This is a genomic window from Streptomyces sp. NBC_00236, from assembly GCF_036195045.1.
GTDB lineage: Bacteria > Actinomycetota > Actinomycetes > Streptomycetales > Streptomycetaceae > Streptomyces.
This window is the reverse complement of record NZ_CP108100.1, coordinates 4,705,278-4,731,492: the sequence shown is the minus strand read 5'-3', so window position 1 is coordinate 4,731,492 and position 26,215 is coordinate 4,705,278. Positions and strand designations below refer to the sequence as shown.

The 26,215-nt window shown below is 71.6% G+C and carries 26 protein-coding genes; 14 read left to right on the top strand and 12 right to left on the bottom strand.

Translation table 11 applies throughout. The annotated features are described in order from the left end of the window. Nucleotides 1-113: 113 nt before the first annotated feature. The 3 genes from OG446_RS21445 to OG446_RS21435 all read left to right on the top strand — a co-directional run bounded on the left by OG446_RS21445 (nucleotide 114) and on the right by OG446_RS21435 (nucleotide 3,123). Nucleotides 114-1,079 (top strand): ABC transporter ATP-binding protein, encoded by a 966-nt coding sequence (locus OG446_RS21445; protein ID WP_328895568.1) that lies wholly within the window; start codon nucleotides 114-116, stop codon nucleotides 1,077-1,079. Between the two features lie 3 nt (nucleotides 1,080-1,082). After that, nucleotides 1,083-1,910 (top strand): ABC transporter, encoded by an 828-nt coding sequence (locus OG446_RS21440; RefSeq protein WP_328895567.1) that lies wholly within the window; start codon nucleotides 1,083-1,085, stop codon nucleotides 1,908-1,910. Nucleotides 1,911-2,499: 589 nt separating this feature from the next. Next, nucleotides 2,500-3,123 carry a ScbR family autoregulator-binding transcription factor gene (locus OG446_RS21435; protein ID WP_328895566.1) on the top strand — a complete coding sequence of 208 codons (624 nt, stop codon included), beginning with the start codon at nucleotides 2,500-2,502 and terminating at the stop codon, nucleotides 3,121-3,123. Between the two features lie 1,603 nt (nucleotides 3,124-4,726). Here the strand turns inward: OG446_RS21435 and OG446_RS21430 are convergent. Beyond that, the gene (locus tag OG446_RS21430) at nucleotides 4,727-5,017 is read right to left on the bottom strand and encodes a hypothetical protein (protein WP_328895565.1); all 291 of its coding nucleotides are present in this window, start codon (nucleotides 5,015-5,017) and stop codon (nucleotides 4,727-4,729) included. A gap of 295 nt (nucleotides 5,018-5,312) precedes the next feature. Between OG446_RS21430 and OG446_RS21425 the strand changes: the two genes are divergently transcribed. From OG446_RS21425 to OG446_RS21415, 3 genes are all read left to right on the top strand, one after another. Further along, a complete protein-coding gene (locus OG446_RS21425; RefSeq protein WP_328895564.1) occupies nucleotides 5,313-6,167 on the top strand; it encodes an AfsR/SARP family transcriptional regulator in 855 nt (284 codons plus the stop codon). Nucleotides 6,168-6,546: 379 nt separating this feature from the next. Continuing rightward, a complete protein-coding gene (locus OG446_RS21420; protein WP_328895563.1) occupies nucleotides 6,547-7,110 on the top strand; it encodes a hypothetical protein in 564 nt (187 codons plus the stop codon). Between the two features lie 226 nt (nucleotides 7,111-7,336). Beyond that, on the top strand, nucleotides 7,337-7,864 hold the full coding sequence (locus OG446_RS21415) for a DUF1062 domain-containing protein (protein ID WP_328895562.1): 528 nt from the start codon (nucleotides 7,337-7,339) through the stop codon (nucleotides 7,862-7,864). 85 nt (nucleotides 7,865-7,949) lie between these two features. Here OG446_RS21415 and OG446_RS21410 read toward each other — a convergent pair whose 3' ends face one another. Continuing rightward, on the bottom strand, nucleotides 7,950-8,315 hold the full coding sequence (locus tag OG446_RS21410; protein WP_328895561.1) for a hypothetical protein: 366 nt from the start codon (nucleotides 8,313-8,315) through the stop codon (nucleotides 7,950-7,952). Nucleotides 8,316-8,417: 102 nt separating this feature from the next. Between OG446_RS21410 and sigJ the strand changes: the two genes are divergently transcribed. Beyond that, nucleotides 8,418-9,344, top strand: coding sequence for an RNA polymerase sigma factor SigJ (gene sigJ, locus OG446_RS21405; protein WP_328895560.1), 927 nt, complete (start codon nucleotides 8,418-8,420; stop codon nucleotides 9,342-9,344). A gap of 60 nt (nucleotides 9,345-9,404) precedes the next feature. Here the strand turns inward: sigJ and OG446_RS21400 are convergent, their stop codons facing one another. The 4 genes from OG446_RS21400 to OG446_RS21385 form a co-directional block, all read right to left on the bottom strand. Then, nucleotides 9,405-9,902, bottom strand: a complete 498-nt coding sequence (locus OG446_RS21400) for a hypothetical protein (protein WP_328895559.1) — start codon at nucleotides 9,900-9,902, stop codon at nucleotides 9,405-9,407. 72 nt (nucleotides 9,903-9,974) lie between these two features. Further along, nucleotides 9,975-10,562 carry a hypothetical protein gene (locus tag OG446_RS21395; RefSeq protein WP_328895558.1) on the bottom strand — a complete coding sequence of 196 codons (588 nt, stop codon included), beginning with the start codon at nucleotides 10,560-10,562 and terminating at the stop codon, nucleotides 9,975-9,977. A gap of 50 nt (nucleotides 10,563-10,612) precedes the next feature. Further along, complete coding sequence (locus tag OG446_RS21390; protein ID WP_328895557.1) at nucleotides 10,613-11,191, bottom strand: dihydrofolate reductase family protein; 579 nt, start codon at nucleotides 11,189-11,191, stop codon at nucleotides 10,613-10,615. A gap of 95 nt (nucleotides 11,192-11,286) precedes the next feature. Then, entirely contained in the window at nucleotides 11,287-11,889 is a 603-nt protein-coding gene (locus OG446_RS21385; protein ID WP_328895556.1) for a TetR/AcrR family transcriptional regulator, read from the bottom strand. 90 nt (nucleotides 11,890-11,979) lie between these two features. Here OG446_RS21385 and OG446_RS21380 point away from each other — a divergent pair, with 90 nt between their 5' ends. Together OG446_RS21380 and OG446_RS21375 are read left to right on the top strand one after the other, a co-directional pair. Further along, entirely contained in the window at nucleotides 11,980-12,762 is a 783-nt protein-coding gene (locus OG446_RS21380) for an SDR family oxidoreductase (protein WP_328895555.1), read from the top strand. A gap of 106 nt (nucleotides 12,763-12,868) precedes the next feature. Next, nucleotides 12,869-13,534, top strand: coding sequence for a GNAT family N-acetyltransferase (locus OG446_RS21375; protein WP_328895554.1), 666 nt, complete (start codon nucleotides 12,869-12,871; stop codon nucleotides 13,532-13,534). Between the two features lie 12 nt (nucleotides 13,535-13,546). Here the strand turns inward: OG446_RS21375 and OG446_RS21370 are convergent, their stop codons facing one another. Together OG446_RS21370 and OG446_RS21365 are read right to left on the bottom strand one after the other, a co-directional pair. Next, nucleotides 13,547-14,653, bottom strand: coding sequence for a hypothetical protein (locus tag OG446_RS21370; RefSeq protein WP_328898367.1), 1,107 nt, complete (start codon nucleotides 14,651-14,653; stop codon nucleotides 13,547-13,549). Nucleotides 14,654-14,763: 110 nt separating this feature from the next. Further along, nucleotides 14,764-15,807 carry an endonuclease/exonuclease/phosphatase family protein gene (locus OG446_RS21365; RefSeq protein WP_328895553.1) on the bottom strand — a complete coding sequence of 348 codons (1,044 nt, stop codon included), beginning with the start codon at nucleotides 15,805-15,807 and terminating at the stop codon, nucleotides 14,764-14,766. Nucleotides 15,808-16,111: 304 nt separating this feature from the next. On the opposite strand from OG446_RS21365, the gene OG446_RS21360 reads away from it, so the two are divergent. Both OG446_RS21360 and OG446_RS21355 read left to right on the top strand, forming a co-directional pair. Next, entirely contained in the window at nucleotides 16,112-18,025 is a 1,914-nt protein-coding gene (locus OG446_RS21360) for a protein kinase domain-containing protein (RefSeq protein ID WP_328895552.1), read from the top strand. A gap of 129 nt (nucleotides 18,026-18,154) precedes the next feature. After that, nucleotides 18,155-19,582 (top strand): choice-of-anchor A family protein, encoded by a 1,428-nt coding sequence (locus tag OG446_RS21355; protein WP_328895551.1) that lies wholly within the window; start codon nucleotides 18,155-18,157, stop codon nucleotides 19,580-19,582. A 14-nt stretch (nucleotides 19,583-19,596) separates the two neighbouring features. Here the strand turns inward: OG446_RS21355 and OG446_RS21350 are convergent, their stop codons facing one another. Continuing rightward, complete coding sequence (locus OG446_RS21350; protein WP_328895550.1) at nucleotides 19,597-20,097, bottom strand: hypothetical protein; 501 nt, start codon at nucleotides 20,095-20,097, stop codon at nucleotides 19,597-19,599. A 74-nt stretch (nucleotides 20,098-20,171) separates the two neighbouring features. On the opposite strand from OG446_RS21350, the gene pip reads away from it, so the two are divergent. Together pip and OG446_RS21340 are read left to right on the top strand one after the other, a co-directional pair. Continuing rightward, nucleotides 20,172-21,158 carry a prolyl aminopeptidase gene (gene pip, locus OG446_RS21345; protein ID WP_328895549.1) on the top strand — a complete coding sequence of 329 codons (987 nt, stop codon included), beginning with the start codon at nucleotides 20,172-20,174 and terminating at the stop codon, nucleotides 21,156-21,158. A gap of 95 nt (nucleotides 21,159-21,253) precedes the next feature. Beyond that, nucleotides 21,254-22,918, top strand: coding sequence for a serine/threonine-protein kinase (locus OG446_RS21340; protein ID WP_328895548.1), 1,665 nt, complete (start codon nucleotides 21,254-21,256; stop codon nucleotides 22,916-22,918). A 97-nt stretch (nucleotides 22,919-23,015) separates the two neighbouring features. Here OG446_RS21340 and OG446_RS21335 read toward each other — a convergent pair whose 3' ends face one another. Next, complete coding sequence (locus tag OG446_RS21335) at nucleotides 23,016-24,011, bottom strand: aldo/keto reductase (RefSeq protein WP_328895547.1); 996 nt, start codon at nucleotides 24,009-24,011, stop codon at nucleotides 23,016-23,018. Between the two features lie 64 nt (nucleotides 24,012-24,075). After that, the gene (locus OG446_RS21330) at nucleotides 24,076-24,600 is read right to left on the bottom strand and encodes a PadR family transcriptional regulator (protein ID WP_328898366.1); all 525 of its coding nucleotides are present in this window, start codon (nucleotides 24,598-24,600) and stop codon (nucleotides 24,076-24,078) included. A gap of 90 nt (nucleotides 24,601-24,690) precedes the next feature. Here OG446_RS21330 and OG446_RS21325 point away from each other — a divergent pair, with 90 nt between their 5' ends. Beyond that, the gene (locus OG446_RS21325; RefSeq protein WP_328895546.1) at nucleotides 24,691-25,467 is read left to right on the top strand and encodes an alpha/beta fold hydrolase; all 777 of its coding nucleotides are present in this window, start codon (nucleotides 24,691-24,693) and stop codon (nucleotides 25,465-25,467) included. Nucleotides 25,468-25,591: 124 nt separating this feature from the next. Here the strand turns inward: OG446_RS21325 and thpR are convergent, their stop codons facing one another. Then, nucleotides 25,592-26,155 (bottom strand): RNA 2',3'-cyclic phosphodiesterase, encoded by a 564-nt coding sequence (thpR, locus tag OG446_RS21320; RefSeq protein ID WP_328895545.1) that lies wholly within the window; start codon nucleotides 26,153-26,155, stop codon nucleotides 25,592-25,594. Nucleotides 26,156-26,215 lie beyond the last annotated feature (60 nt).

Sequence of the window (26,215 nt, the reverse complement as noted above, 5' to 3'; positions counted from 1 at the left end):
GCGGCCGACTCTGCCGAAAGTCATAGAGCCGCTCTGTCGAACGGCCGATGACCCGACAGGGGGAGATTCCATAGCGTCTCCCCCATGACGCGAGACCTGAGGATGTGGCGACGATGATCACGTTGCGCGAAGTGACCAAGCGATACGAGTCGACCGTTGCCGTGGACAACCTGAACCTGGAGATCCCGGCCGGCCGGGTGACCGGCTTCCTGGGCCCCAACGGTGCCGGCAAGTCGACCACCATGCGGATGATCATGGGGTTGGACCGGCCGACGTCCGGTGAGGCACTGATCCACGGCAAGCCCTACTCGGCGATGAAGTACCCGCTGCGCGAGGTCGGGGCGCTCCTTGAGGCCAAGGCGCTCCACCCGGGCCGCAGCGCCCAGAGCCACTTGCTGGCCATGGCCCAGACGAACGGCATCCCGCGCAAGCGCGTCAGTGAGGTGCTGGAGATCGTGGGCCTGGAGAAGGTGGCCAAGAAGCGCGCCGGCTCCTTCTCGCTGGGCATGGGGCAGCGCCTCGGCATCGCCAGCGCTCTCCTCGGCGATCCCCAGGTGCTGCTCTTCGACGAGCCGGTCAACGGCCTGGACCCGGACGGGGTCCGCTGGGTCCGGGAGCTGATGCGCTCGCTGGCCGCCGAGGGCCGCACGGTCTTCGTGTCGAGCCACCTCATGAGCGAGATGCAGCTGACCGCCGACCATCTGGTCGTCATCGGCAAGGGGCGCCTCCTCGCCGATGACACCATCGAGCAGGTCATCGCGCGCAGTTCGCTGACCGCTGTCAGGGTGCGCACGCCCGACAGCCACGGGCTCAACAACCTGACGGCCGGTCTGGCGATGCCCGATGTCGACATCCAGCGGAACTCCGAGAACGAGATCATGGTCTCCGGCACGACGGTGGAGGTCATCGGCGACCTCGCCTTCAACCTCGGCGTAAGGCTGCACGAACTGCGGGTAGTGGAGGCCTCGCTGGAGGAGGCCTACATGGAGATGACCGCAGGCAGTATCGAGTACAAGTCGCCGAAGCCCGCGGGCGCGGACACGCCCCGGCCCGACGCCCAGCAGAAAGTCGAGGCCTGAGCCATGTCGAGTGCGATCACGAATCCGACCGGCACCGGCCGCGAGTCGGTCCTCGCGAACACCTCCTCCTACGGCCGCGGCCGCACCGTCGGCGCGGTGGCGGCGGAGTGGACCAAACTGTGGTCCGTGCGGGCCACCTGGTGGTGCCTCGCGGGCTCCGTCGTATTGATGGGCCTCTTCGCGCCCGCCCTCGGCGGCAGCATCGCGAACAACTACCGCACCGACGGCGTCGACACGGACGTCCCCATCGCCCACTCGTCCGCGTTGGCGATGAACCTGGTGCAGTTCGCCATCGTGGCACTCGCCATGCTGTCGATGACGACCGAGTACTCCACGGGCAGCATCCGGACGACGCTCCAGTGCGTGCCGGTGCGCGGCCGGATGCTCTTCGCGAAGTCCGCGATCGCCGCGCCGGTCATGTTCGTCGTCGGGATCGTCCTGGCGGTGGTCGGCACCCTCACCACCACGCCGCTGCTGTTCGAGTACGCGGACACCGACATGAGCAAGGCCGTCCCGACCATCCTGAACGCCGGCGTCTACGTCGCCCTCGTCGGCGTCTTCGCCATCGGGGTGGGGGCCGCGGTGCGCAGCGCGGTGGGCACGCTGACGACCGTCTTCATGGTCCTCGCGGGCCTGCCGGGCGCCCTGGCGGTGTCCAGCAACGACATCACCCAGAAGATCCTCGACTATCTGCCGTCCACCGCGGGCCAGCACCTGATGGACGGCGACACCGACCCGTACGGAAGGCCGGCGGCGCTGCTCATCATCCTCGTGTGGGTGGCAGCGGCCCAGGTGGTCGGGTACATCGTCCTGAGCAAGCGGGACGCCTGAGCGGATGGCGGCGGCTGTCCTCCCCCGGCAGCCGCCGTCATCTCTTTTCCTGTCTCTTCCTGCCCCTTCCTGTCCAAGGGTTGGGGCGGGCGTGTGGTGAAAGGCCCGCCTGCCCGGTGCGGTGGCGGTCCTGCCGGACGCACGGTGTGGCCGCCCCGACTCCCGACCGCCTCCTTTCCGTCTCCCCGCTGACCACCGGCCACCCGGCCACCCGGCCGCCTGATGCTTTCCGGGCCGGCCGCTGACGTACCGGACGGGCCCGGCCGCTGACGTACCGGACCGGCGCCGCCGTCCGGGTGCTGCGTGCCCTCCACGGCCCTGGCGTTGCCCCCGGAATCCGTACTCGCGAAGCAGGGCACGGGCTTCCGGAGCCGACGTGCCGCGCCCGGCCCGGGTCAGCTTTCCGGCCGGGGAGCGGGCCGCCTCGGTGCCGTCGGGCTCTTCGGCCGTGCCACGAATGTCGGGCCCTTCGGCCGTGCAACGAATGAGGGAGGAGCGTAAACCCATGCCACCATTGGCAACCGCTAAGACGGTTTATTATCGGCGCCATACATCAGCCCTAGAGGGAGCCAATAGGGAGTTATCGGGAATGAGGCAGGAGCGCGCCGTCCGGACTCGTCAAGCGCTCATCCTTTCGGCCGCCGAGGTCTTCGAGCGGTGCGGCTATACCCGGACGAAGCTGACGGAGATCAGTTCCAACGCCGGGGTCAGCCGTGGCGCGCTGCACTTCCACTTCGAGAACAAGGCCGTGGTGGCCGCCACCGTGGAGGCCACGGCGGCCGCGACGCTGCGCCGGACGGCGACCGAGGCACGCCGTCCGGGCGACAACGCGCTGCAGCGGCTCATCGGCACCTCACGGGCCATGGCCGAGCAGTTGTCCGATGACGTGGTGGCCCGCGCCGGATACCACCTGAGCTGCGAGGCAAGCGACGGCACCGGTCTGGATCTGCGCGGCGAGTGGTATCGCTGCGTCCAGCGGATGATCACCGAGGCGGCCACCGAACGTCTGCTCGCCGAGAACGTCTCCGAACAGGAGGCGGTGACCTCGATCGTGGCCGCGACCACCGGTTTCGAGGTGCTCGGCCGTACCGATCCGCGCTGGCTCGCGGCCGAGGGGATCGACCGGTTCTGGCGTCTGCTGCTGCCGTCCCTGGTCACGGCCGAGGCGCTCGCCACCGTGGACGCCCCGGCGCACCGCGCCGACGCGGCGTAGGGAACGGGCCGCGCCGACACGGCGGACGGGACCGGGGCGGCCGGCGCCCCGAAGGGCCGCGGCACACCGTGGCCGCGGCCTTGCGGGACCGCCGGCCCGGAGCGGGTGTCCTCGGCACCGCGCCGCCCCGTCGGCGCGGGCGCGGCCGGGCCCGGGGCGGTCGGGCCACCGACGCGTCGAGCAGCACCGGTGACTGCGCGTAGCCATGGACGGTGGGTGAGCGAGTGCCGCACGGCGTGGTGCCGAGCGAGCCCCTGGTGTCCCGCCCGGCCGCGACCCCCAGGTGCGGCGTGCCCAGGAGTCCCTGACCGCCCGAGCCTTCGCCCTGCTCGGAGGGGTGCGATCAGCGAGGACGCCAGGTCGCCGCCGGGCGCGAGCCGCTCTCCGGCGATGGCTGATGGATCACCGAGCGGACTCACCCGATGAGTGCGGGCACGAACTCGTCCTCTTCCTGGTCACGCTGCGTCGCGGCCTCACGCCAGGTGCGCTGCCCGGCCCGGAGGACGTCCCGCGGATGAGCGCTCCCGGAACCAAGTCCGATGCCGGCAGGTGCTGGAGCGTCCCCGTCACCCGCCCGAAGATGTCTGCGTGATCCGTCGGGATCTTCGGCAGCGCCCGGGCGCCGGTGAACGGACGATGAACATTCTCGCCACGGCCTCGGAGTCACCGTGCGGCAGAAGTTCTCCAACACCCTTGGCCCGGGCCGACAGGACGGCGTTGTGGCCCGCTTACGCCCTCATGGGGACCCGATCCGGTCCAGGACGCCCTGCGGGGCGTCCTGTTCGACGTCAAGGCCCTCTCCGCGGCGATCGAGTACGCCATCGGCGACTCGCACCCCGCCTACCAGCGCCTCTCCCCGTACACGGAACAGACGCAGTCGGCGCGCCGCCTTCACCCGGCAGCCACGGAATGCCCTCCCTTCCTCTATATGAGACCCGGCAGCCATCTTCCGCTTCCTTGTTCTTCTTCCTTGCGAGCGCTTCAAGAGGGCAAATCAAGGTGACCTGGAGGGTGTTTGGAGCACTTGTCAGGTGTTTCGCGACGGATTCTCCGGGCTAATTGGGGAAAAGGTCGCTATGGTTCGGATCGTTTGCATTGACAAAGCCGACCGGGCGGGTTTTTTATGAAAGGGTTCGGTGGAGGCCTGCTGCAATGCACGGCGTCGACAGCACGATGAGCACGGGCAACCCGCCTGGCGCTCGTCCGGGTCCGTACTGCGCAGGTCACCGATTCAGGTCTGTGGCCGGCGGGTTCGTGTGACTTCGATGCCGAGGAGTTCGAGGGGGTGGAATTGGACACCGCGGGTGATCTGTACGGTCGGCGGATCGGCCATGTTCCCGATCCTCGGGCGGAGTTCGCCGAGTCGGCAGGGGGCCGTCCGGCGGGTGCACCGCACTCTGCGGCATCCCGGGCGGAGCCCGGCCGGGGTCCGCTCCGGGCCCGGGGCGCGTCCGACCTGACGCACCACCACACAGAGTCCCAGCAAGGCGAGATACCGACACGGACGGGCGGCCACGCCGTGCTCTGCGGCGACGTTCTCGACGGTCGTACAGCGGCTCCCGCCCGCCGCGCACGCGACCTGGTCCTTCATCGCGTCGGCGACTTAGAGGATCTCGGCGGCCCCGCCGTCGAAGACGCGCGCGTGGACGGGGATTCCGCCGTCGCCGGCGGCCGCGAGGCCCGCTCCGACCTTCTTCAGCTCCGTGCGCAGGCCCTTGGGATGCCCGTACGTGATGGCCGGCAACCGCTCGTCCGGGTGGACGCCGTTGAGCAGGGCCGGCTCCGTGCCGAACCCCTCCTCCACCACTCGGGCGCGGGCCCGGCCCCCGGCCCGGAACAGCACCATCGGCACCGGTATCAGCGAGGCGAGCCGGTTCGCGACGAGCGCCTCCACCCCCTGACCGTGTGTCACGTACGCCCGCGCAGCGCAAGGGCACAGCCCATCGACGACCGCGGCCACGTCCAGCCGGCGCAGAGAGTCGCCGGCGACAGGCAGGGCGCCCCGGCGCCTCTCCTCCACGGGCGCCACCACGCACTCAGGACGCTGGCGCTCAGCCCGTGGCCGCGAGGACCCCGGCAGTCATTGACACACCCGGTCCAACGCCACCAAGCCGGCCCAGGACACCCGTCCCGAGCCCTCACCATCCGATCGAACGAGCCGCAAAGTACCACTCAACGGGGAGCAGAATATGGACATCCAGGTTCTGGGTTCGATGTCAGTGCGCGTAGGCGGACACTCCGCCGCCCCTTCCGCGCCGAAGCCAAGACAGGTTCTCGCTCTACTCGCGCTGCACGCCGACCAGATGGTCCCCGTGTCGATGCTGGCGGAGGAGTTGTGGGGCCACAATCCGCCGCGCAGCGCCCGTACAACGCTGCAAACGTACGTGCTGCAACTGCGCGACCTCATCGGTGAGGCGCTCGCCCGCGAGGGCAGCGGCCGCGAGGGCGCCAAGGACATCCTGGTCACCCTGCCCGGGGGGTACCGGCTCGAGACGGGAGGCGGCAGCGTCGACTTCCGGACCTTCGAACGCCGCGCCGCCGCCGGGTTCCGCGCCATGGACATCGAGGACTACCAGGGCGCGACCCGCAAGCTGCGCGAGGCCCTGGACCTGTGGTCCGGCGAGAGCGCGCTCGCCGACATCCAGGCGGGCAGCCTGATCACCATGGAGGTCGAACGGCTCGCAGAGGCACGCCTGTTCGCCCTCGACCAGCGCATCGAGGCCGACCTCCGCCTCGGCCGCCACCGTGAACTGGTGTCGGAACTGACGTTCCTCGTCCACCGCTACCGTACGCACGAGGGACTGCATGCCCAGTTCATGCTGGCGCTGCACCGCTCGGGGCGGCGCGGCGAGGCCCTGCGCGCCTATCAGCGGCTGCACGCCGCGCTCGACAGCGAGTTGGGCCTGGAGCCCTCGCTGCCGCTGCAGCGCCTCCAGCGGTCCATCAGGACCCAGTCGGACACCTTCGAGGTGGACGGCACGGTGAGCCACGCCGCCGGGGTGCGGGGCACCGCATCGGGACCCAAATCCGCCCGCGTGTGCTGAACCGGCCGGGACGCACCGCCCCCGCGCACAGCGTCCCTCGACACCAATCGACCTCGGCATCTTTCTCGAAGGGTACGCCGCCCCCCTGCCGGCACATGCCGGGCCTCGGCTGCCTGCGCACGCCCGACGGCATCAGTGGTGCCCGGTCACGACGGACGGAGAGGGCTTCCGTGGAAGTACGGCTGCGGGACGTGCTGATCGACGTCGCGAGCTGACACCGTACTGTCCGCCGAGTGTGGTGCCAAGATGCCTGAGCAGTCCTCAGTACTCCAGTCGGACGTCGGTGTATGTCCTGCTGGAGTACTAGGGGGAACACCTCCGGGCCTAACCAGGGATCGTCCCGATGGACCGCGCCCCCGGCCTCCGCAACCGTAGCCACATGACCGAAACCACGCGCACAACTCGCCTGTTCGCCGTGCTCGTTCCGCTGTTCATGCTTCTCTACGGTGTGTTCCGCCTCATCGACGGCAGGGACGGCGACCACGGGCCCGGGCTCGCCTGGAACATCGGGCACTCCTTCTTCTTCGCCGCCTTCCTCCTGCTCGGCGCGCTCGTCGTGGAGCTGCGCAGCCTGGTCCACGTCGATACGGCGCGAAGGGCGGCGGCCGCCGGGGCGGCCATGGTCGCCGGGGTGTTCGGCGCCGGGTGCTTCCTGTGGGTGATCACCGGGGACCTGTTCCCCCGCTTCGACGACGCCGCCCCGCTGCCCGAACCGCTGGAGCTCGTGGGTCCCCCGGCCTTCCAGGTCGGCATCCTCACCCTGCTGGTCATGCTGGTCGCGTCCCGGCCGCGGCAGCTTCCGGCGTGGAGCCCGGTGCTCGTCTTCGCCGCCTTCCTCCTCATCGCCGTGAACCTCGATCTGATCCCGGTCGCCGCCCTGGCCCTCATGGCGGGCCTCGCGCCTCTGGTCCGTACGCGGAGCGGCAGCATGCGGGCGTCCTGATCAACCCGGTGGCGTGAAGCACGAAAACCGGTGGAACGCCGTTGCCACGCTCCCCTACCGTGCTGCCGAGCCACCACGTCGTCCAGGCAAGGATGTTCCGTTGTACACCGCGTGAGACCTCCCCACTGCTGATCTGTCGCGCGTCGCGCCTGTGCGCCGCGCTGTTTTCTGCTGCGGACTTCTCACCTGAAACCGGTGCACCTCTGTGCTCAACAACTGGCTCGTCATGCCCACTTGCCTGCCACTCGTCATCCGTCGCTGCCACTCGTGCGCGGCCGAACGCTTCCGGGCGAACGGCAAGTTCCGCGTCAACGCGAACCACAAGCTGCTCGACGCCTGGCTCCTCGCTCTCTGCACCGCATGCGGGGAGACCACGAAACTCACGGCCTTGGAGCGGACCCATGTGCGCTCCGTACGACCTGAGCTGCTGGACCGCATGCACGCCAACGATCCCGGCTTGGCAGCGGAGTTGCTCCAGGATCCGGTCGTACGTCACCGCAACCACGTCGCCCTCGACTGGGCCGGCGCCTGGCGTCTCTGCACCGGCGGAACGGATCGCCTGGACCGCGAGGGGATCGATGTCGCGGTCCGCTTCGCCGCCCCGATACCGGTCAGGCCGGCGCGGCTCATCGCCGAAGGCTGCGGGCTCTCGCGGGGCGCGGTCGGGCGGCTGATCACGGAGGGGAGGCTCGTCTCGGCCGTCCGGCTGAGCGGCAAGCTCTCCGCCGACTTCACCTTCACGCTGAAGCGCTGAGTACGGTTCACCCGCCTCCGGGCCCGGTGGCCTGTCCGGCACGATCCGCCGGACAGGCCCGCCGCCCGGACCCCCGTACCGGGCTTCAGCGCCGGGCCAGTGCCAACAGGCTCAGGCCGAACATCAGGACTCCCAGGGGAAGATGGACCGACGGTACGTGGGCGATCCCGAGGACCACCTGGACCGAGGCGAGGACCAGGAAGCCCGAGGCGTACCAGATGGGCCTGGCCGGGCCGCCGCCCGGCTTCCACGCCAGTACCGCCGCGATCACGTACAGCATCGCGGCCCCGTACATGACGCGGGCGCCCGCGCTGTGCAGCGTCTCTCCGTAGGACGAGGTCAGCAGCAGTCCGGCGGAGATCGCCTGGAGGAAGATGGTCAGGGCCTGCAGGGCGATCGCGATCTGCAGAAACGAGATGCGACGCGGTGCTGCCGTTGCCTGGGTCGCCATGCGACGGTCCCCTTTTCCGCCCCGCTGGGCAGTAGATCGATAGGGTCTTACCAGCCCGACGACGCGGGCCCGCGAAACGTAAGGCGAGGGGGCGTTCGGGACGTGGGGACGGCGAGGGCGGCCATCGATGACATAGCCGGCGAGCGGCGCCAACTGCTCAATGTTGCCTACCGGTTGCTCGGCTCACTGGCCGAGGCAGAAGACGCCGTCCAGGAGGCGTACGCACGCTGGTACGCCCTGTCACAGAACCGGCGGGACGAGATCGTGTCCCCCGGCGCCTGGCTGTCGACGGTGACCGGTCGCATCTGCCTGGACGTGCTCGGCTCGGCGCGGGCCCGGCGCGAACGGTACGTCGGCGCATGGCTGCCCGAGCCGTTGCCGGACCGTACCGAGTGGGACCGCGGCCGGGGCGCCGATCACACCGATCCCGCCGACCAGATGGTCCTGGACGAATCGGTGACGATGGCCTTCCTCGTCGTCCTGGAGTCGATGACGCCCGCCGAGCGGGTCGCGTTCGTCCTGCACGACGTCTTCCGGTACCCCTTCGCCGAGATCGCCGACGTCCTCGGCCGGACCTCCGCCGCCTGCAAGCAACTCGCGGCCTCCGCCCGGCGCCGGGTGCGGGCGGCCGAGTCCCCGGCGACGGGGACCGGGCAGGCGGAGGCGGTGCGGCACGTCAAGGAGGCGTGGGAGACCAAGAACGTAGCGGCTCTCGTCGGCCTTCTGGACCCCGCCGCCGTGATGACCGCCGACGGCGGCGGCCTGGTCGGCACCGCGTTGCGCCCGATCGAGGGCGGCGCGCTCATCGCCCAGTACATGGTCGCCATCGCCGACAGGGCCCCGGGCCTCGAACTCCTGGAGCGGTCGGTCAACGGCGCGCCGGGGCTGGTGGCCCAGCGGGGCGGCGCCGTGATGACCGTGGCCTCGTTCGAGATCGTCGACGGCCGCATCACCCGGATCTGGGTGGTCCGCAACCCGGAGAAGCTGCGGCCGTGGCTGGGGGACGGTGACGAGCCGGCGTCCGGGTGAGCGCACCCCTGAAGGTGCGCCGCTCCTACGGCAGAGATGAGATCCCCTCAATTCCGCAACTCAGAGACCCACGATGGGTGCCGAACAGTCGTGCCCGTCGCCCGAAAGCCCCACGCCGTGCAGCACGGGTGACTCACCCTCGGGGATCGCGAAGGTGAGGCTCGCTCCCGTCGGCGTCACCACGAGCGTGCGCTGGTCGCCGAAGGTGAGTGACGGACAGGGCTCCCAGGAACAGTCGGCCCTGTCCAAGGCGGCAACCACGTCCGTGTACGTGAGCCCTGAGGGAAAGGTGCCCGCTCCCCCGGTGACGGACGGGGGGAGTTCCACCACGTCACGCCAGGTCTGGACGCAGATGATGCCCACCTTCCGGCAGCGGCAGACACTCAGCTCAAGATCCCCGTAGCCGAAGAGCCGCGGCCACTTTCGCCTTCGGCTCGTCGTGCCGATCTCCCACGGCTCGCCGAAAGCCTCGGTCACATCGCGCCAGTCCGCTCCGCTGAACGCCGGCCCCAGTCGGCCCGTCTTCGCCATAGCGGCCAGAACATCGAGAATCTCCACGAACCGGAGCCTGACACGTGCCCTGACCAGCAGTCCAACGAGTTCGGGGGATGCCGCCGCGGCCTGTTCGGCTCAGGAGTAGACGATCGGGCACCCCCGCCGCACGGAGTGCTCGGCAGCGCAAAGGAACAGTGCGACGTAGAACGCCGCATCCAGGTCGTCGGCCCACGGCCCCGGTCGGGCAGCGGCCAGTTCCTTCGCTGCTCCTTCCCGGAACCACACGGTCAGATCGAGGTTGTCGCACATGCGCGGGGTCTCCGCCGGCAACTCGATCGCTGTCGCCAGGCGTTGGGCGAGGGCCAGGACCTGGGGTGCACCGGCGACCACGGTCGACGACTCGGCGTAGGCGGAGCCGATCGGCAGCCGGATCTCCTCGTCGAGCGAGAACGGCACCAGCACCGACCAGTTGGACAGGGTCTCGGTCTCCTCCCGCGAGAGGTGCGCTTCGCACAGCGCGTCGAACCCGTCCATCGAGGAGCTCAGCTTCTCCTCGAAGGCCTGCCCGGAGCCGCGGACGAAATCCGGCTCCTCCGGTACGGAGTCGTAGGGCGGCAGGCCGCGTTGCCGCAGGTCATCGTTGAGCGCCGTGGCGATCTCGCCCCACCCCTCCTCCTCACCGAACCACTCCTCCGCGCCGACGCTGATCAGGTATACGCCCATGACCGCAACGTACGCCCTGCCACTGACACTCCCGTCGTGGCCGGCTCGGTTCAGGCGTGCAGCGTGGGCCGGTAGGTGAGTTCCTGGATGTCGCCGTCGAGTGTCCGGTGGCCGGTCAGCTCCAGGTCGAAGTCGGCCGCGCCCTTGAAGACCGGGGCCAGACCGGTCCGGCCGGTGATCACGGGGAACAGGGTCACCTGGACGCGGTCCACCAGGCCGGCCGCCATCAGCGCCCGGTTCATCGACAGGCTGCCGTGGGAGCGCAGCGGGACGTCGGACTCCTTCTTGAGCCGGGCGACGACGTCGACAGCGTCGCCGTGCGCGACGGTGGCGTCCGGCCAGTCCAGTGGGCCTTCCAGCGTGGTCGACACCACCGTCGCCGGCAGGGCCCTCATCCGGGTCACCCAGGGGTCGCGCACGTCGGAATCCTCGGTACTCTCGGCCAGCATCTGCGCGAACAGGCGGTACGTGTTCGCACCGAAGATCATCCGCTGCTCGTCCCGGTACAGACCCAGGCGGTGGTCGAGGAGTTCCGGGCCCTGCTTGCCCCAGTAGCCGGTCCAGTCACCCCCGGCGCCGCCGAAGCCGTCGAGACTGGAGAAGACGTCGAAGGTGTAGGTGGCGGTCATGATGCTCTCCTCACGTGCGGCTGGTCGCGCGCTGCGGGGCGCGCCGTAAGTAGAGACTGACCACCGCGTCGGGACTCATCGCCCGCCGCGCCGCCTCACCCCCGAATGCCGCGCAGAAGGTTGCCCACCAGGGCGTCGGCGAAGGCCGTGTCGAGTGGCTCGTCCGGCATCATCAGGCGGTGGTAGCAGGCGCCCCAGAGCTGGTCGACGACCACCTGGGGGTCGACCTCGGCACGGATCTGGCCGACGTGCTGGGCGCGGGTGAGCCGGTCCACCGCGAGACGGCGGCGCGGGTGAATGTAGTGCTGCGCGAGGGCGTCGGCCAGCGCGGGGTCGGTCTGCGCCGCGCCGACGAACTGGGCGATCACCGGACCGGCGGGCCGGCCGGTGAGCAGGCCGACGAAGGAGTGGAGCTGGGCCGTGAGATCGCGTTCGATGTCGCCGGTGTCCGCGAACGCGAGGGTGTCCTCGACCGCCGTGAAGTACGCCTCGAAGGCGAGCGCCCCCGGCGAGGGCCACCATTTGTAGAGCGTCATCTTGCTCGCTCCGGCGCGGGTGGCCACCTTCTCGAAGGTGATCCCGGGCAGTCCCGCCTCGAACAGCATCGCACCGGCGGTCTCCAGTACGGCCTGCCGTACCTCCGCGGCCGGGCGGCGGCCTCGGCCGCGCCTCTCCGGGCCCTTCGGCGGCTCGTCCACGTGTTCCAGCCTTTCAGGCTTGCCGTATATGGACGATCAGTCTACATTTATTTTATGGACGAATCGTCCATAAAATAAGGGAGGCCACACATGAACCCCGCGAACCCCACCGCAGACACCACACACACCGCAGACACCGCAGCCACCGCACCGCGCGTGGCCATCGTCACCGGCGCCTCCGGCGGCATCGGCCGCGCCGTCGCCGAGCGCCTGGGCTCCGACGGTCTCGCCGTCGTCGTGCACTACGGCCGGGACAAGGCCCGCGCCGACGAGGTCGTGGCCGCCGTCACCGCAGCCGGCGGGGCCGCCACCGCGGTCGGCGGCGACGTGGCCGACGAGGACGCGATGGGCGCGCTCTTCGCCACGGCCGAGCAGCTGTACGGGGGCGTGGACGTGGTCGTGAACACGGCCGGGATCATGCTCCTCTCGCCGATCGCCGAGCTCGACCTCGCCGACTTCGACCGCATGCACCGCACCAACGTGCGCGGCACGTTCGTCGTCTCGCAGCTCGCCGCCCGTACGCTCAGGACCGGTGGCGCGCTGATCAACTTCTCGACGTCGGTGACCCGGCTCCAGCAGCCCACGTACGGGGCCTACGCCGCCACGAAGGGCGCCGTCGAGGCGATGACGCTGATCCTCGCCCGCGAACTGAAGGGCCGCGACGTGACCGTGAACGCCGTCGCGCCCGGCCCGACGGCCACGCCGCTCTTCCTCGACGGAAAGCCGAAGGAGGTCATCGACGCGATCGCCTCCCGCACCCCGCTCGACCGCCTCGGCACGCCGGACGACATCGCCGAGGCCGTCGCCTTCCTCGCGGGTCCCGGACGCTGGATCAACGGGCAGGTCCTGTACGCGAACGGCGGGATCGCCTGACCCGCGGCCGGCCCGGCACGAGGCAGTGGCGTGCGGAGTCGGGTCGAGAGAGATTTGGGGTGCACGGGGCGACCGCCCCGGCAGCCCGCCTCCCCGAAAGGCGCACGTGAACGACCGACCGCACCCGACCGCAGAGTTCGCGATTCGCTCCGCCCGCACGGACGACCCCGCGGAGACCGACCGGCTCTACGACATCTGTCTGCGCACCGCCGCATCGGGCAAGGACGCGACGGGTTCCTTCGAGGACCCCCGGCTCCCCGGCGACATCTTCCTCGCGCCCTATCTCCGGTACGCCCCCGACCTCGCCTGGGTCCTCGCCCGCCCGGACCGGCCCGCCTCCGGGTACGTCCTCGGCGTCGCCGACACCGCCTCGTTCGAGCAGACCCTGGAGCGGGAGTGGTGGCCCGCACTCCGCGCCCGACGCGAAGGAGTGCCGGTCCGTGAGGGTTCCGCCGACGCCTTCGCCCGGACGTGGATCGATCGTCCCCCCACCGCTCCGGCCGAGGTGACGGCCGCGTACCCCGCCCATCTGCACATCGACCTCCTGCCGGAGGCGCAGGGCGGCGGGAACGGGTCCCGGCTGATCCACACCCTGCTCGGGGCGCTGCGGAGCCGTGGCGTCCGCGGCGTTCACCTCGGCGTGGGCAAGGCGAACGCCGGTGCGGTCGGCTTCTACCGGCACCTCGGGTTCGAGGTGCTCGTGGAGGAGCCGGGTTCGTTCACCCTCGGCATGAGGCTTCAGGAACGGGGCGGGGGCGAGGGCCGGGGCTGACCCACGCCGTCCTCACAGACGGGAGGCGATACCGCATCCCTCGTCGACACCGTCCGGTACGAGTGCCTCCATCGGCGTGCTCCTGTCGTACGGGTCCACCACGTCGCCTTCGCCCGAGCCGTCGCCGACGGCGCGCTCGGCGGCGAACTCCGGGACGAAGTACCCGGTGTGGTTGTCGCACCCGCCGTTCGCGGTGTCCGAGCGATAGGAGACGAGGGAGAACGTCCCCTGCTCGGTAATGATCTTCGCCGGGTCGTCCCAGCCCATCACGACCTCGCGGCGCACGATCGTACGCGCGACCTCGTCGCTGCCCTCGGCGGCGCGGACCACGGGGTACACGAACGTCACATCGGCCGTCACCTCGACCGCACCACGCTTTCCTTCGCGGTACGTGATCCGGCCCCGGGTCTTCACCACGTCCCCGACGATCCGCACCTTCGACGGCGCGAAGCGGCTGAACAGCTTCAGGGGATCGTTCTCGGCGCCCGGTGCGCCGAACGCGCCGGCCACGTAGTCCTGGACGTCCTTCTGATGCGGGTTGATCAGCGCGATCGCCTTCTCCGGCCGCTCACCGCGCAGCGCTCCGGCGTCGAGGTTGGACGAGGCGAGGAAGTCCAGGGACCGTTCGAGCGCCTGGGCGACCTGCGCCTTGCTCATCCAGCCCGTGGCGCGCGCCGCGGGAAGGGTGAGCGCGGCCACCCCGTCACCCCAGGCGGCTGCGGGGGAACCCCTGAACGGGTCGTCCGGGGTGGGGCGTTCCGCTGCGGCCTCCGTCGGGGGCGGCCCGGTCGGGCGCTCCGACTCGGCGGCGGGAGACACGGTGTCACCGCTGCCGCCGTCCGCTCCGAACCACCCGGTGACCCGCCCCGGGTCCAGGGCCACGACGAGCAGGGCCACCAGGACGAAGAAGGCGACGAAGTACCACGCCCTGCCCCCCGACCGCGCCGGCGGCCGGTGCGTACGCCAGCCCTCCGGCGGTCCGGGCTTCTCCGCCAGCCGGCTCGCCACCATCCGGGCCCGTGCCGACGGTTCCTCGGGCGCTCCCGGGGTGCCGGCCTCGGCGTCCCGGAGGAAGCGCTCCCATTCCTCGTCCGGTATCGACGTCTCGTCCTTGCCCACGTCCGCGCTCCCACCCCTGCTCCGCACCCGGCCCCTCCCCAGGGCCCCGGGGCCAAATTTGTCCGTGCATCATCACACAGGCGGGGTGCGGCGGGGCTGTCGCCGATACCTCAGCCCAGCGTGACCCGAGCGGTGATCGGCAGATGATCGCTGCCGGTCGCGGGCAGGGTGTGGATGCGGCCGACCGTCGCCGAGCGGGCCAGGACCTGGTCGATCCGGGCCAGCGGGAAGGACGCGGGGAAGCTGAAGGCGAAGCCGCGTTCCGACACGTTCAGCTGCGAGGTCAACGGGGAGAGACCGCGGTCGTCGACCGTGCTGTTGAGGTCTCCCAGCACGATCACCCTGCCCACCGTCTCGGCGGCGACGGCCCGGCCCAGCAGATGGGCGCTCTCGTCCCGCCAGGATGAGGCGAATCCGCTCGTTCCGACGCGGATCGACGGCAAGTGGGCGACGTAGGCGGCGACTTCGCCCTGCGGGGTGTGGACCACGGTACGCAGCCCGCGGCTCCAGCCCTCCTCGATCCCCTTCGGCTTGATGTCCACCACGCGGGTGCCGGTGAGCGGATGCTTCGACCAGATCCCGACCGTCCCCCGGACCTCGTGGAACCGGAAGTCCGGGGCGAGGGCCTTCTCGTACGCCGGCAGAGCGGCCGGGACCAGTTCCTCCAGCGCGATCAGGTCCGGCCCGGCCCCGGCGAGCGTCCGGGCCGTGCCTGCCGGGTCCGTGTTCACATCGCTCACGTTGTGCTGCACCACGACCAGATCGCGCTCACCGGGCTCCGGCGCGGCGAGGAACAGACCGCCGAACGCGTACGCCCAGGCCGCCACCGGCAGGAGCACGGACAGGAGTGCCGTGACCGAACGGCGCAGCAGGGCGCAGGCGATCAGGACGACGACCATGAGACCGAGCCAGGGCAGGAACGCCTCCAGCAGGCTTCCCAGATGACCGGGCCGGTTGGGCAGCACCCGGGGGAAGGCGAGCAGGAGTGCCGTGAGGAGGGCGAGTCCGGCGATCACCCGGCCCCGCGTCCACCGCCCGGGCCGCTCCCACGCCCACCGGGAGACACCGGCCCCCGCCGCCGGGGCCGCACCACTGTCCGCCCTCCCAGCCGGGGCCGCCGAGGCCGCCGCACCGCTGTTCGTCCTCTCCGCCATCGTGTTCCGCTTGTCCCGTCCGCTCGTTGACCCTTGGTTGACCTTGCTTTCGAGGACGGGCTGCCGGGCCGGACAGTTCCCGGCGGCGCGGCAGGCCGCGTCGGCCGCCCCGTGTCAGGCGGTGGCCGAGCGGGGTGGCCGGCCACCGCCCGGCACGGGGCGGCGGCGCCCGGCCCGGGCCCCGTCGGCAGCCGGACGATGCGTCAGAAAGCGTTACCGCACACGCGTTTGGGGGCTGGATCAGGCCCGGGCACGCCTCCGCTAACCTGTGGCCATGCACGGGGGAACTGAAGAAGACTCTGGTTTGAGCGGCAGCGGAGCCAGGCCGCTGGAGGCGCGGGATCCACGGCGTATCGGCTCGTTCCGGCTGCTCGGGGTGCTCGGCTCCGGAGGCATGGGCCGGGTCTATCTCGGCGTCACGCCGGAGGAATCGAAGCCTGCGGGGCGGGATGCGGGGCATTACGCCGCCGTGAAGCAGGTGCTCCCCGCGCTGGCCGAGGACACCGCCTTCCTGGGGCACTTCGGACACGAACTCGACAACCTCGGCAAGCTGCCCGACGGCACGAGCGCGCGGCTGCTGGCGAGCGACCGGACCCACCGGCCCCCGTGGTTCGCCACCGCGTACATCCCCGGCATCACGCTCAGCGACGCCATGCGGCTGCACAACGACCCGCTGCCCGCGGACTCCCTGTGGCGGCTGCTGCGCGACGCCGCGGCCGGGCTGCGCGCGGTCCACGCCACCGGCATCGTGCACCGCGACCTCAAACCGTCCAACGTCATGCTGACGCTCGACGGCGTCACCCTGATCGACTTCGGAGTGGCACGGGCCGCCGACCAGAGCCGGCTCACCAAGACCGGCATGGTCGTCGGCACCCCCGCCTACATGGCGCCCGAACAGGCCATCGCCAACCAGAAGCTGACCGGCGCAGCCGACGTCTTCGCGCTCGGCAGCCTGCTGCTGTACGCGGCCAACGGGCGGCCGCCCTTCGGGGACGGTTCCGGGCTCGACCTGCTCTACCGCATCGTTCATGAAGCGCCCGACTTCGGGCGGCTGCCGGAGAACGATCCCGAGCTGGCCGATCTCCTGCGGTCCTGCCTGGCCAAGGAGGCCGCGGACCGGCCCACGACCGACGAGCTCTTCGCCCAGGCCGCCGACCACGTCCCCGCCGCGGCCTCCTCGCCGTGGCCGCCGGCCGTCACGGACCGGATCACCGAGCGCGAGGCATTCGCCGCGAAGCCGCCCCCGCCCGAGGCCGATGCGCCCGGCTCCCCCGGTGACGCAGGGAGCACGGCGGGCGCCGGCACGGACCCCGAGCCCTCCCCCGTGCAGATCGTGAAGCCCGGCACCGGACCGGACGGGAAACCGGCCGGCGCGCCACCCGAGCGGCGCTCCCGTCGCCGGCGGGTGCTGCTGATCGCACTGCCCGTCGTCGTGGTGGCCGGCGGCACCCTCACGTTCAGGCTCGCCCCCTTCGACATCCCTGACGCGGACGCGCGCCCCGGGGCATCGGGCCCGCAGACCCCCGGCACCCCGTCCGCGTCGGCGGCGGGCGGCGGGGCGACGAAGTCCGCGAAGCCGTCGGCCGAGCCCTCGGGTTCCAAGAAGGCGCCGAGCGCCCCGGCCGCCGAGGAGGCGGAGGGCGGCGGCGCTGCGGGTGCAGCGGGTGGAGCCGCCGGCGAGGGCGCGGCCGGGAGCGGCGGTACGGGCGGCGCCACCGCTCCGGCGGGGACGGGCGGCGGGACGGGCGCCGGGGCAGGCGGCTCGGACGGGGGCGCGCAGACCCCCGCGAAACCCGCGCCCACGGGAACGCACTGGATCGAGAACGCGGGCAGCGGGCGGTGCCTGGCCGCGTCCGTCAACCGGTTCTCGGGCAGCGCGAGCGTGACGACCACGACGTGCGGCGGCACGTCGGGCAACGGGACCACGATGAACTTCGCGTGGACGTACACGTCGGGTTCGGGCGGCACCTTCAGGCTCATGAACCAGGGGACCGGGAAGTGCCTGGAGCCCCAGCAGTTCCAGGGGTACGCGTTCAAGGACTGCACCGGCTCCTCGAACCAGACGTGGAAGATCGGCGCCACGTCCGGCAAGGGCCGCACCTTCACCAACGTCCGCCTGGGCGCGTGCCTGGGCGTGACCCCCTACAGCGCCCTCACCACGGTCACCTGCGACGCCCAGGACAGCTCCCAGCTCTGGTCCGACATCGCCCCGTCCTGAACCCCGACGGTCCGCACCTGGCCAGGGGGCCCGGACCGGCCGCCAGTCGTGGGAGTGCGGCGCCCGTGCGAGTGACCCTGCGGCCTCGTCGTTCCGTACGGTCGGACCATCACACCTACGGTCCCCGGCATGAAACGCACCAAGCTCGCCGCTGCCGCAGCCGCCACCACAGCCGCCGTCACCACGGTCTGCGCCCTGTGCCTGACCTCCGCCGCCCCCGCCGCGGCCGACTACTCGGGCAATCCGCTGGCCGGGGACAACGGCTTCGGCGTACTCGTCCAGGACGACGCCACCCTGGGCAGCACGGAGACCGAGGGCTCGGTGGCCATCGGCGGGAACCTCACGTACGGCCCCGGGTACAACGTCGCGCTGCACACCCCCGGCACCTTCACCGCACCCGGTGACGCCAACCCGACGGCCCTGCTCGTGGGTGGCAGGGCCGATCACGCGAGCAGTTCCCCGCAGGGAGTGCTGAAGGTCCTCAGCGACGGCTACGTGAAGATCGGCGACGGAACCGGGTCGTCCGTCCTCAACACGGACGCCAACAACGCCGAGGTCAACACCCAGGTCGTCGCGGCCGGTGCCGCGCACAACTCCACACCGCGGATCGAGACGACCGTCCGCCAGCCCGTCGAGTCGGTCACCGACACCACAGGGCTGCCGGACCTCGACACGCTCTTCTCGGCCTACCGCGACCGCTCCGACGCGATCGACACCTGCGACACGAACGTCATCCTGCGCGATGCCGCCGGAAACCCGCTGCCCGACCAGACCGGCTTCCCGGCGGGCACCAGCGCGCACGTCACCCTCACCGAGGGGGAGACGAACGTCCTCCGGCTGACCGGGGAGCAGTTGAACAACCTCTCCGAGATCGCCTTCGACACACCCCCGACGGCGACGACACCGTTCGTCGTCGACGTCGACACGACAGGCACGAACGGTACGTACGTCTGGCACATGCCGAACCTAGCCGGGACGTCCGGCGAACAGGCCCCGTACATGCTGTGGAACTTCCCCGACGCCACCGACATCACGATGGCGGACGGCGACTCCCTGGAAGGCACCTTCTTCGCACCCCGGGCCCACCTCACGGACCTCGACGCGTCCAACATCGAGGGCACGATCGTGGTACGGGAACTGACGGCCGGCCCCCTGACGGCGGGTGGCGCCTCGTCCGTCGACGCGGGCGAGATCCACCAGTTCCCGTTCGCCGCCGAGATCGACTGCGTCGGGGACGAGTCCCCCTCCCCGACGGCGACCGACCCGACGCCGACTCCCACGGAGCCCACGCCCACACCCACGGAGCCCACGCCCACACCCACCGAGCCGACCCCCACCCCGACCGAGCCGACACCGACACCGACACCGACCGAGCCGACACCGACGCACGGCCGCCCGACCCCGCCCCCGCCGGACCAGGGCGGCCACCACCACAAGCCCGGCGGCGGGCTCGCCGACACCGGTGCGTCCACGACCCTCTTCGCGGCGAGCGGCAGCCTTCTTCTCGTCGCCGCCGGTATCTGGATCCTGGGACGGCGCCGCCGGCCGCGGCACTGACGCGAGCCGCCGGGTCAGCGGCCCGGGAAACGTTCCCCGCACTCGGCGCAGTACTTCGGTGCGGACTCCTGCGACATGCGCCCGCACTCGGGACACACCCGGTCCAGGGAACAGGGCGCCTCGCCTCCCTCGGACGACACCGCGGAAGCCGGGGCGCTCTTGATCGCGAGGCCCGGGCGGCGGCGGTGCACCGTGAGGTAGGCCAGGCCGTCCGGACCTGCGGTCAGGGAGCGGCGCGAGGTGCGCGGGAGCCACATGACCGTGGTGGGGCCGAGAACGAGGGGTTCGCCGCCGTCGCCCGGGGTGAGGCGGCCGCCGCCGTCGACGACCACGAGAAGAACGTCCAGGACGTCCTCCTGATGCACCCCCACCTCGCCGCCCGCCGGAAGACGGATCAGGTTGGCGTCCAGCTCCCGTCCCTGCCGGTCGAGTTGCCAGAGTGCTCCGCGGTCGCCGGGAGCTGCTGCGGCGAGCAGGCCGCTGAGCACGGTCAGTACCTCGGGAGTGGCGTTCACGGCTCCCAGGCTACGCCGTAGGGTGGTGCGCTTCCGCGTCCCCGTCGCGGACAGGAGACATGGAGGGCCGGCACATGGACCGTCACCCCGACGACAAGTACCCGCCCATCGAACCGTACGAGCACGGCATGCTCGATGTGGGCGACGGCGACCTCGTGTACTGGGAGGCGTGCGGAAACCCGGCCGGCAAGCCCGCCCTGGTCGTGCACGGGGGCCCAGGTTCCGGCTGCGCGGAATGGCCGCGCCGGTACTTCGACCCGGACCGCTACCGCGTCGTCCTCTTCGACCAGCGCAACTGCGGCCGCTCCACCCCGCACGCGAGCGACCCGGCCGCCGACCTGCGGCACAACACGACGGACCACCTGATCGCCGACATGGAGCGCCTGCGCGTCCACCTGGGCATCGACGCGTGGCTGCTGTTCGGCTGGTCCTGGGGCTCGACGCTGGCCCTGGCGTACGCCGAGCGGCACCCGGAGCGGGTCAGCGAGATGGTGATCGACTCGGTCACCACGTCCCGCCGCTCCGAGATCGACTGGCTGTACCGCGGGGCGAGCCAGTTCTTCCCCGACGCGTGGGACGTCTTCCGGGCCGGCGTGCCGGAGGCCGCGAGCGACGCGACCCCGGACGTCCTCGCCGCGTACGCCCGGCGGACGGAGAGCCCCGATCCGGAGGTACGGGCCCGGGCCACCGCCGACTGGTGCGCCTGGGAGGACGCGGTGCTCTCCCTGGAGACGTACACCGGCCCGCCCCCGTTCAGCGGCCGCCCCGACCGGGCGCAGCGGGCCATGGTGCGGATCTGCGCGCGCTACTTCTCCCGCGGCGCCTGGCTGGAGGAGGGCCAACTGATCCGGGACGCGGGCCGGCTGGCGGGCATCCCGGGCGCGCTGGTGCACGGGCGCCTCGACATGGGCGGCCCGCTGACCACCGCGTGGGAGCTGGCCAAGGCGTGGCCGGACGCGGAACTGACGGTGATCGCGGACGCGGGGCACCTGGGCGGGGCGGCGACGACCCGGGCGGTCCTGGCGGCGCTGGACGGGTTCGGCGGGCCACGGAACCGCTGAAGCCGGCAGCCGGTACCGGGATGTGCTGGGCCCCGCACCATCTGTCGGGCCATCATGTACGGGGCAGGCAGGGCCGGATGAGCGGGGGGCGACGCATGCGTGGTGAAGTGCTCGACGGACGGTACCGGCTGACGGAACCGGTGGGTTCCGGAGGAATGGGCCGGGTCTGGGTGGCCGAGGACGAACGCATCGGGCGAAAGGTCGCGGTCAAGGTCCTCTCCCGCATCGACGAGGACACCTCGGCCACCCGCTTCGCCCGTGAGGCCCGGGTCGTCGGCGGGCTGTCGAGCCCGCACATCGTCACCCTGCACGACTTCGGCGAGGCCCAGGTGGCCGGGGAACGCGTGCTGTACCTGGTCATGGAACACCTCCAGGGACGGGACCTCGGGGCCGTACTGGAGAGCAGGAAACCCGAACTCCCCTCCCCCGCCGAGGTGATGGGCTGGGGCGTCGAGATCTGTGCGGGGCTGGAGACGGCCCACCGGGCAGGCGTCGTGCACCGGGACATCAAACCGGCCAACGTCCTGCTCACCGCGGACGGCACCATCAAGATCCTCGACTTCGGGATCGCGCGCATGCTGTCGACGGCCGCCGCGATGACCCGCACCGACCTGACCGCCGCCGGCTTCGTCATCGGCACCCCGCTGTACATGTCGCCGGAGCAGATACGGGCGCCCGACGTCCTGGACAGCCGCAGCGACCTGTACTCCCTCGGCTGCCTGCTCCACACGCTGCTCACCGGCGGACCGCCGTTCACCGGAGCCGGTACGGCCGTCCTGGCGCAGCATCTCGGCGACGTCCCCGAGCCGCCGAGCGCACGGCGCGCGGACCTCGCCGGGTTCGGTGAACTCGACGCGATCGTGCTGCGATTACTCGCCAAGGAGCCGGGCGAGCGGCCCGAGGACGCGGCGGAGACGGCTGCTCTCCTGCGGGCCGCGATCACTTCCGGGCCGGCTCCGGCCGCCCCCGCCCTGCCGGAGCGTGCCCCCACCGTCCTGGGCTCGGTCCCCCACTCCGCGGCCCCGGCCGAGTCCGCCCCCGCCGCTCCGGTCCCGCATCCGCCGGTTCCGCCCACTCTCCCCTTCCAGCCGTCGATGCCGGCCTACCCGTTCCCGCTCCCGGGCGGCCCGCAGCCCCCGGCCACGTCCCAGCGGCTGCGCATCGCCGGGCGGGCGTCGCGCGACGGAGTGGTCTCCACCCGGACCGTCGCGGCCACCTGGCTCGCCGGCGGAGGTTCGGCGCTGGTCACGGCGCTCCTGGTGGCGTTCTGCTCCCCGGCCGGTGCGAAGGGGGTGCTCGCCGGCGCCGTACTCGGCTGTCTGCTGGGCATGGCGGGAGCCCAGGGGTTCACCAACATGTTCGACCCGCAGGAGAAGTCGCTCTTCAGCCGGCTCGTCTCCGCGCTCCTGCTCGCCGTCCCCCTCGGCGTGGGCGGTGCGGCCATCGACAACTCGGTCACGGACGAACTCTCCTGGCGCTACCTCGTGATCGCGTTCGCGGCCTGCGTCGCCGCGCTGACGGTGGGAGTACTGATCGCGGACCAGCTCATCACCCGCCTGCGCCTGTCCCCGCGCGCGGCGCTGATCCTCTCCATGAGCGGCTGGATCAACGGCGTCGGCGCCTGGGCGGTGCTCGCCTACCGCTCCCCGCTCGAAACCGTCGGCGCGGTGCCGGTCGCCTGCGGCGTATGGCTCGTCACCGCCGCCTTGCTGGGCCGGATCGTGGCCCCGTCCGCGCACCGGAGCGGCCGGGCGGCCTGAGTGCGCACAGCACCCCGGGCCGCCCGGCCGGCCGGGTCCAGGGGGCTCGCGGGCCCCTGCCCCGGCCCCTGCCCCGGCCTGATCCGGACGAAAGGCCCTACCAGGCGAAGGCCTCCGGCGACGGGCCCGGGCCCGGGAAGATCTCGTCGAGGCCGGCGAGCAGCTCGTCCGAGAGCTCCAGGTCGACCGCGCGCACCGCGGACTCCAGCTGCTCCAGGGTGCGCGGACCGCTGATCGGGCCCGTGACACCGGGCCGGGTCAGCAGCCAGGCCAGGCCCACCTCGCCCGGCTCCAAGCCGTGCTTGTCGAGCAGGTCCTCGTACGCCTGGATCTGCGCCCGCGCCTTGGGGTCGGCGAGCGTGTCGGCGGCCCGGCCGGACGCCGAGCGGGAGGAGCCGCCCGTGCTCTCCTTGCGGATCGCGCCGCCGAGCAGTCCGCCGTGCAGCGGCGACCACGGGATGACGCCGAGGCCGTACTCCTGCGCGGCCGGGATGACCTCCATCTCCGCGCGGCGCTCCGCGAGGTTGTAGAGGCACTGCTCACTGACCAGACCGAACGAACCCCGGCGCTGCGCCGTCTCGTTGGTCTGCGCGATCTTCCATCCGGCGAAGTTGGACGAGCCCGCGTAAAGGATCTTGCCCTGCTGGATCAGGACGTCGACGGCCTGCCAGATCTCGTCGACCGGGGTGTCCCGGTCGATGTGGTGGAACTGGTACAGGTCGATGTGGTCCGTCTGGAGCCGCTTGAGGCTGGCGTCGACGGCACGCCGGATGTTCAGCGCGGAGAGCTTGTGGTGGTTGGGCCAGGCGTCGCCTTCGGCGGCCATGTTCCCGTACACCTTCGTCGCCAGGACCACCTTGTCCCGGCGCTCGCCGCCCTGGGCGAACCAGGTGCCGAGGATCTCCTCGGTGCGGCCCTTGTTCTCGCCCCAGCCATAGACGTTCGCGGTGTCGAAGAAGTTGACGCCCGCGTCGAGTGCGGCGTCCATGATGGTGTGGCTGTCGGACTCATTGGTCTGCGGACCGAAGTTCATGGTGCCCAGTACGAGGCGGCTGACTTCGAGTCCCGTGCGTCCCAGATGTGTGTACTTCATGAGGCCCAAGCCAACGCCTTCGAGTCCGCTCGAAGCAAGCACCCGTCCACATCCGGGCGGGGAGTCATTCCTCCAGTCCGGCCAGGGTCCCGGCCAGCCAGCCCAGTTCCGCCTCACTGGTCGCGCGGGCGATCCTCAGCAGACCCCGGCGGAAGGGGTCGTCGAACGCCTCGGCGCCGAGCGGCCGCTCCCCCTCGTAGAAGAAGCTGCTGGGCTCCTCCAGGAACGTCAGCCGCCTGCGGAGTACGGCGGCCTGCTCGGCCGGGTCCGTGAGGTGGCGCAGGAAGGCGAGGACGGTGAACCAGCGGTTCTCGTCGCTGATGTCCAGCTCACCGGCCTCGCGCAGCCGGCGGAGCAGCTCGTCGCGGCCCTCGTCGGTGAGGGTGAGCGTGTGCCGGGGGGCGGCCCTGCTGCCGGGTTCGGTGCGGCGGCCGAGCAGGCCGGCGCGCTCCAGCCGTTTGATCGCCGGGTAGAGGGTGCCGTCGGCGATCGGGCGCACATGGCCGGTGAGGTGGGCGACCCGCCGCTTCAGTTCGTACCCGTGCAGCGGCTGCTCGTACAGAAATCCCAGGATGGCCAGTTCCAGCATTCCCGTATCTTCCCCCATCCCGTTATACCTCGACGCCGATGTATAGTCCCAGCGATGCTCAGGCGAGGCAGCGGGATCCGAGGAGGAGACATGCAGGACGCACAGGTGACGGCCGGCGGCGCGCGCATCCGGTGGGTGGAGATCGCGGGCCGCGACGCCGCCGAACCGGCCCGGCTCTATCTCCACGGACTCGGCGCCTCCAGCGGGCCCTACTTCACGGCGAGTGCCACCCACCCGCTGCTCGCCGGCGGCCGCGCCCTGCTGATGGATCTGCTCGGCTTCGGCATCAGCGACCGGCCCACGGACTTCGGCTACACGCTGGAGGACCACGCGGACGCCGTCGCGGCCGCGCTGCAGCAGGCCGGGGTCCGGGACGCGGAGGTCGTCGCGCACAGCATGGGCGGCGCGGTGGCGATCGTCCTCGCGGCCCGCCACCCGCACCTGGTGGCACGGCTGGTGCTCGTGGACGCGAATCTCGACCCGGTCGCCCCGTCGACGGTGCCACCGGCGGACAGCAGCGGCATCGCCGCGTACACGGAGGAGGAGTTCCTGGGCCACGGCCGGGACGAGGTCCGCGAGCGGGTGGGCGCGCACTGGTGGTCGACCATGCGGCTCGCCGGGCCCGAGGCCCTGCACCGCAGCGCGGTCCACCTGGCGCGCGGGACGACACCGACGATGCGGGCACTCCTGCTGGAGCTGCCGATCCCGGTGACGTACCTGCGCCCGGAGAGCGACGGCCCGCTGCCCGGCGAGGACACACTCACGGCGGGTGGGGTGCGCGTGGTCGCGGTCCCGGACTGCGGGCACAACATCATGCTCGACAACCCCGAGGCGTTCGCGAAGGAGACGACGCTGGGGTTCAGCTGAGAGCCGTGGCCGTCATCAGCCGACCGCGGCCGCCACGGCGACGACGGCGAACATCAGCACGAGCACGGCGGCCATGATGCGGTTTCTGGTCTTCGGGTCCACCCGTCGAGCGTAACCGCCCGGCTCAGCGCCCCAGCGGCCAGGCCCGCACGACCTCGTACCTGGGCTGCTCCCCCGGCACCCCGTCCACCGGCAGACGGCTGCGTACGAGACTCAGCTCACCCACCTCCCAGTGCAGGCCCTCGAAGCCCTCCAGGGCGGCGGCGAACGGGGTCAGGTCCGCCGGGACACGGCTGCGGGCCAGGGTCAGGTGCGGGGTGTAGCGGCGGTGCTCCTCCATCGGCACCCCGGCCCTGCGCGCGGCGGCGTGGGCACGCTCGGCCAGCAGCCGCAGGGTGTCGAGCGCGCCCGCGGCCCCCGCCCACAGCGCCCGCCCGTCGAACCGGCCGCTGCCGTGGACACGCATCCCGAACGCCTCGGTCCGGTGCGCGGCCCGCTCCAGCCGGCTGTACAGATCCGGCAGCAGCTCCTCGTCGACCTCCCCGAGGAAGGCCAGCGTGAAGTGCCAGCCCGGGGTCCCGGTCCAGCGCAGGGTGTCGGCGCCCGGCAGGGAGCGCAGAGGGACCACGGCACGGCGCAGCTCCTCGACCGCGGGGGCCGGCGGCAGGACGGCGGCGAAGAGTCTCATGCGGCGAGTCTGGCAGCCCCCGGCGCGCCGCCCCACGCGTACGGCCCCGCCCGATTCCCG

Coding starts and splice junctions, on each gene's coding strand:
- OG446_RS21445 (WP_328895568.1), top strand. CDS start 114: ATGATCACGTTGCGCGAAGTGACCAAGCGATACGAGTCGACCGTTGCC.
- OG446_RS21440 (WP_328895567.1), top strand. CDS start 1,083: ATGTCGAGTGCGATCACGAATCCGACCGGCACCGGCCGCGAGTCGGTC.
- OG446_RS21435 (WP_328895566.1), top strand. CDS start 2,500: ATGAGGCAGGAGCGCGCCGTCCGGACTCGTCAAGCGCTCATCCTTTCG.
- OG446_RS21425 (WP_328895564.1), top strand. CDS start 5,313: ATGGACATCCAGGTTCTGGGTTCGATGTCAGTGCGCGTAGGCGGACAC.
- OG446_RS21420 (WP_328895563.1), top strand. CDS start 6,547: ATGACCGAAACCACGCGCACAACTCGCCTGTTCGCCGTGCTCGTTCCG.
- OG446_RS21415 (WP_328895562.1), top strand. CDS start 7,337: ATGCCCACTTGCCTGCCACTCGTCATCCGTCGCTGCCACTCGTGCGCG.
- OG446_RS21410 (WP_328895561.1), bottom strand. CDS start 8,315: ATGGCGACCCAGGCAACGGCAGCACCGCGTCGCATCTCGTTTCTGCAG.
- OG446_RS21395 (WP_328895558.1), bottom strand. CDS start 10,562: ATGGGCGTATACCTGATCAGCGTCGGCGCGGAGGAGTGGTTCGGTGAG.
- OG446_RS21390 (WP_328895557.1), bottom strand. CDS start 11,191: ATGACCGCCACCTACACCTTCGACGTCTTCTCCAGTCTCGACGGCTTC.
- OG446_RS21380 (WP_328895555.1), top strand. CDS start 11,980: ATGAACCCCGCGAACCCCACCGCAGACACCACACACACCGCAGACACC.
- OG446_RS21365 (WP_328895553.1), bottom strand. CDS start 15,807: ATGGCGGAGAGGACGAACAGCGGTGCGGCGGCCTCGGCGGCCCCGGCT.
- OG446_RS21355 (WP_328895551.1), top strand. CDS start 18,155: ATGAAACGCACCAAGCTCGCCGCTGCCGCAGCCGCCACCACAGCCGCC.
- pip (WP_328895549.1), top strand. CDS start 20,172: ATGGACCGTCACCCCGACGACAAGTACCCGCCCATCGAACCGTACGAG.
- OG446_RS21340 (WP_328895548.1), top strand. CDS start 21,254: ATGCGTGGTGAAGTGCTCGACGGACGGTACCGGCTGACGGAACCGGTG.
- OG446_RS21335 (WP_328895547.1), bottom strand. CDS start 24,011: ATGAAGTACACACATCTGGGACGCACGGGACTCGAAGTCAGCCGCCTC.
- OG446_RS21330 (WP_328898366.1), bottom strand. CDS start 24,600: ATGCTGGAACTGGCCATCCTGGGATTTCTGTACGAGCAGCCGCTGCAC.
- OG446_RS21325 (WP_328895546.1), top strand. CDS start 24,691: ATGCAGGACGCACAGGTGACGGCCGGCGGCGCGCGCATCCGGTGGGTG.
- thpR (WP_328895545.1), bottom strand. CDS start 26,155: ATGAGACTCTTCGCCGCCGTCCTGCCGCCGGCCCCCGCGGTCGAGGAG.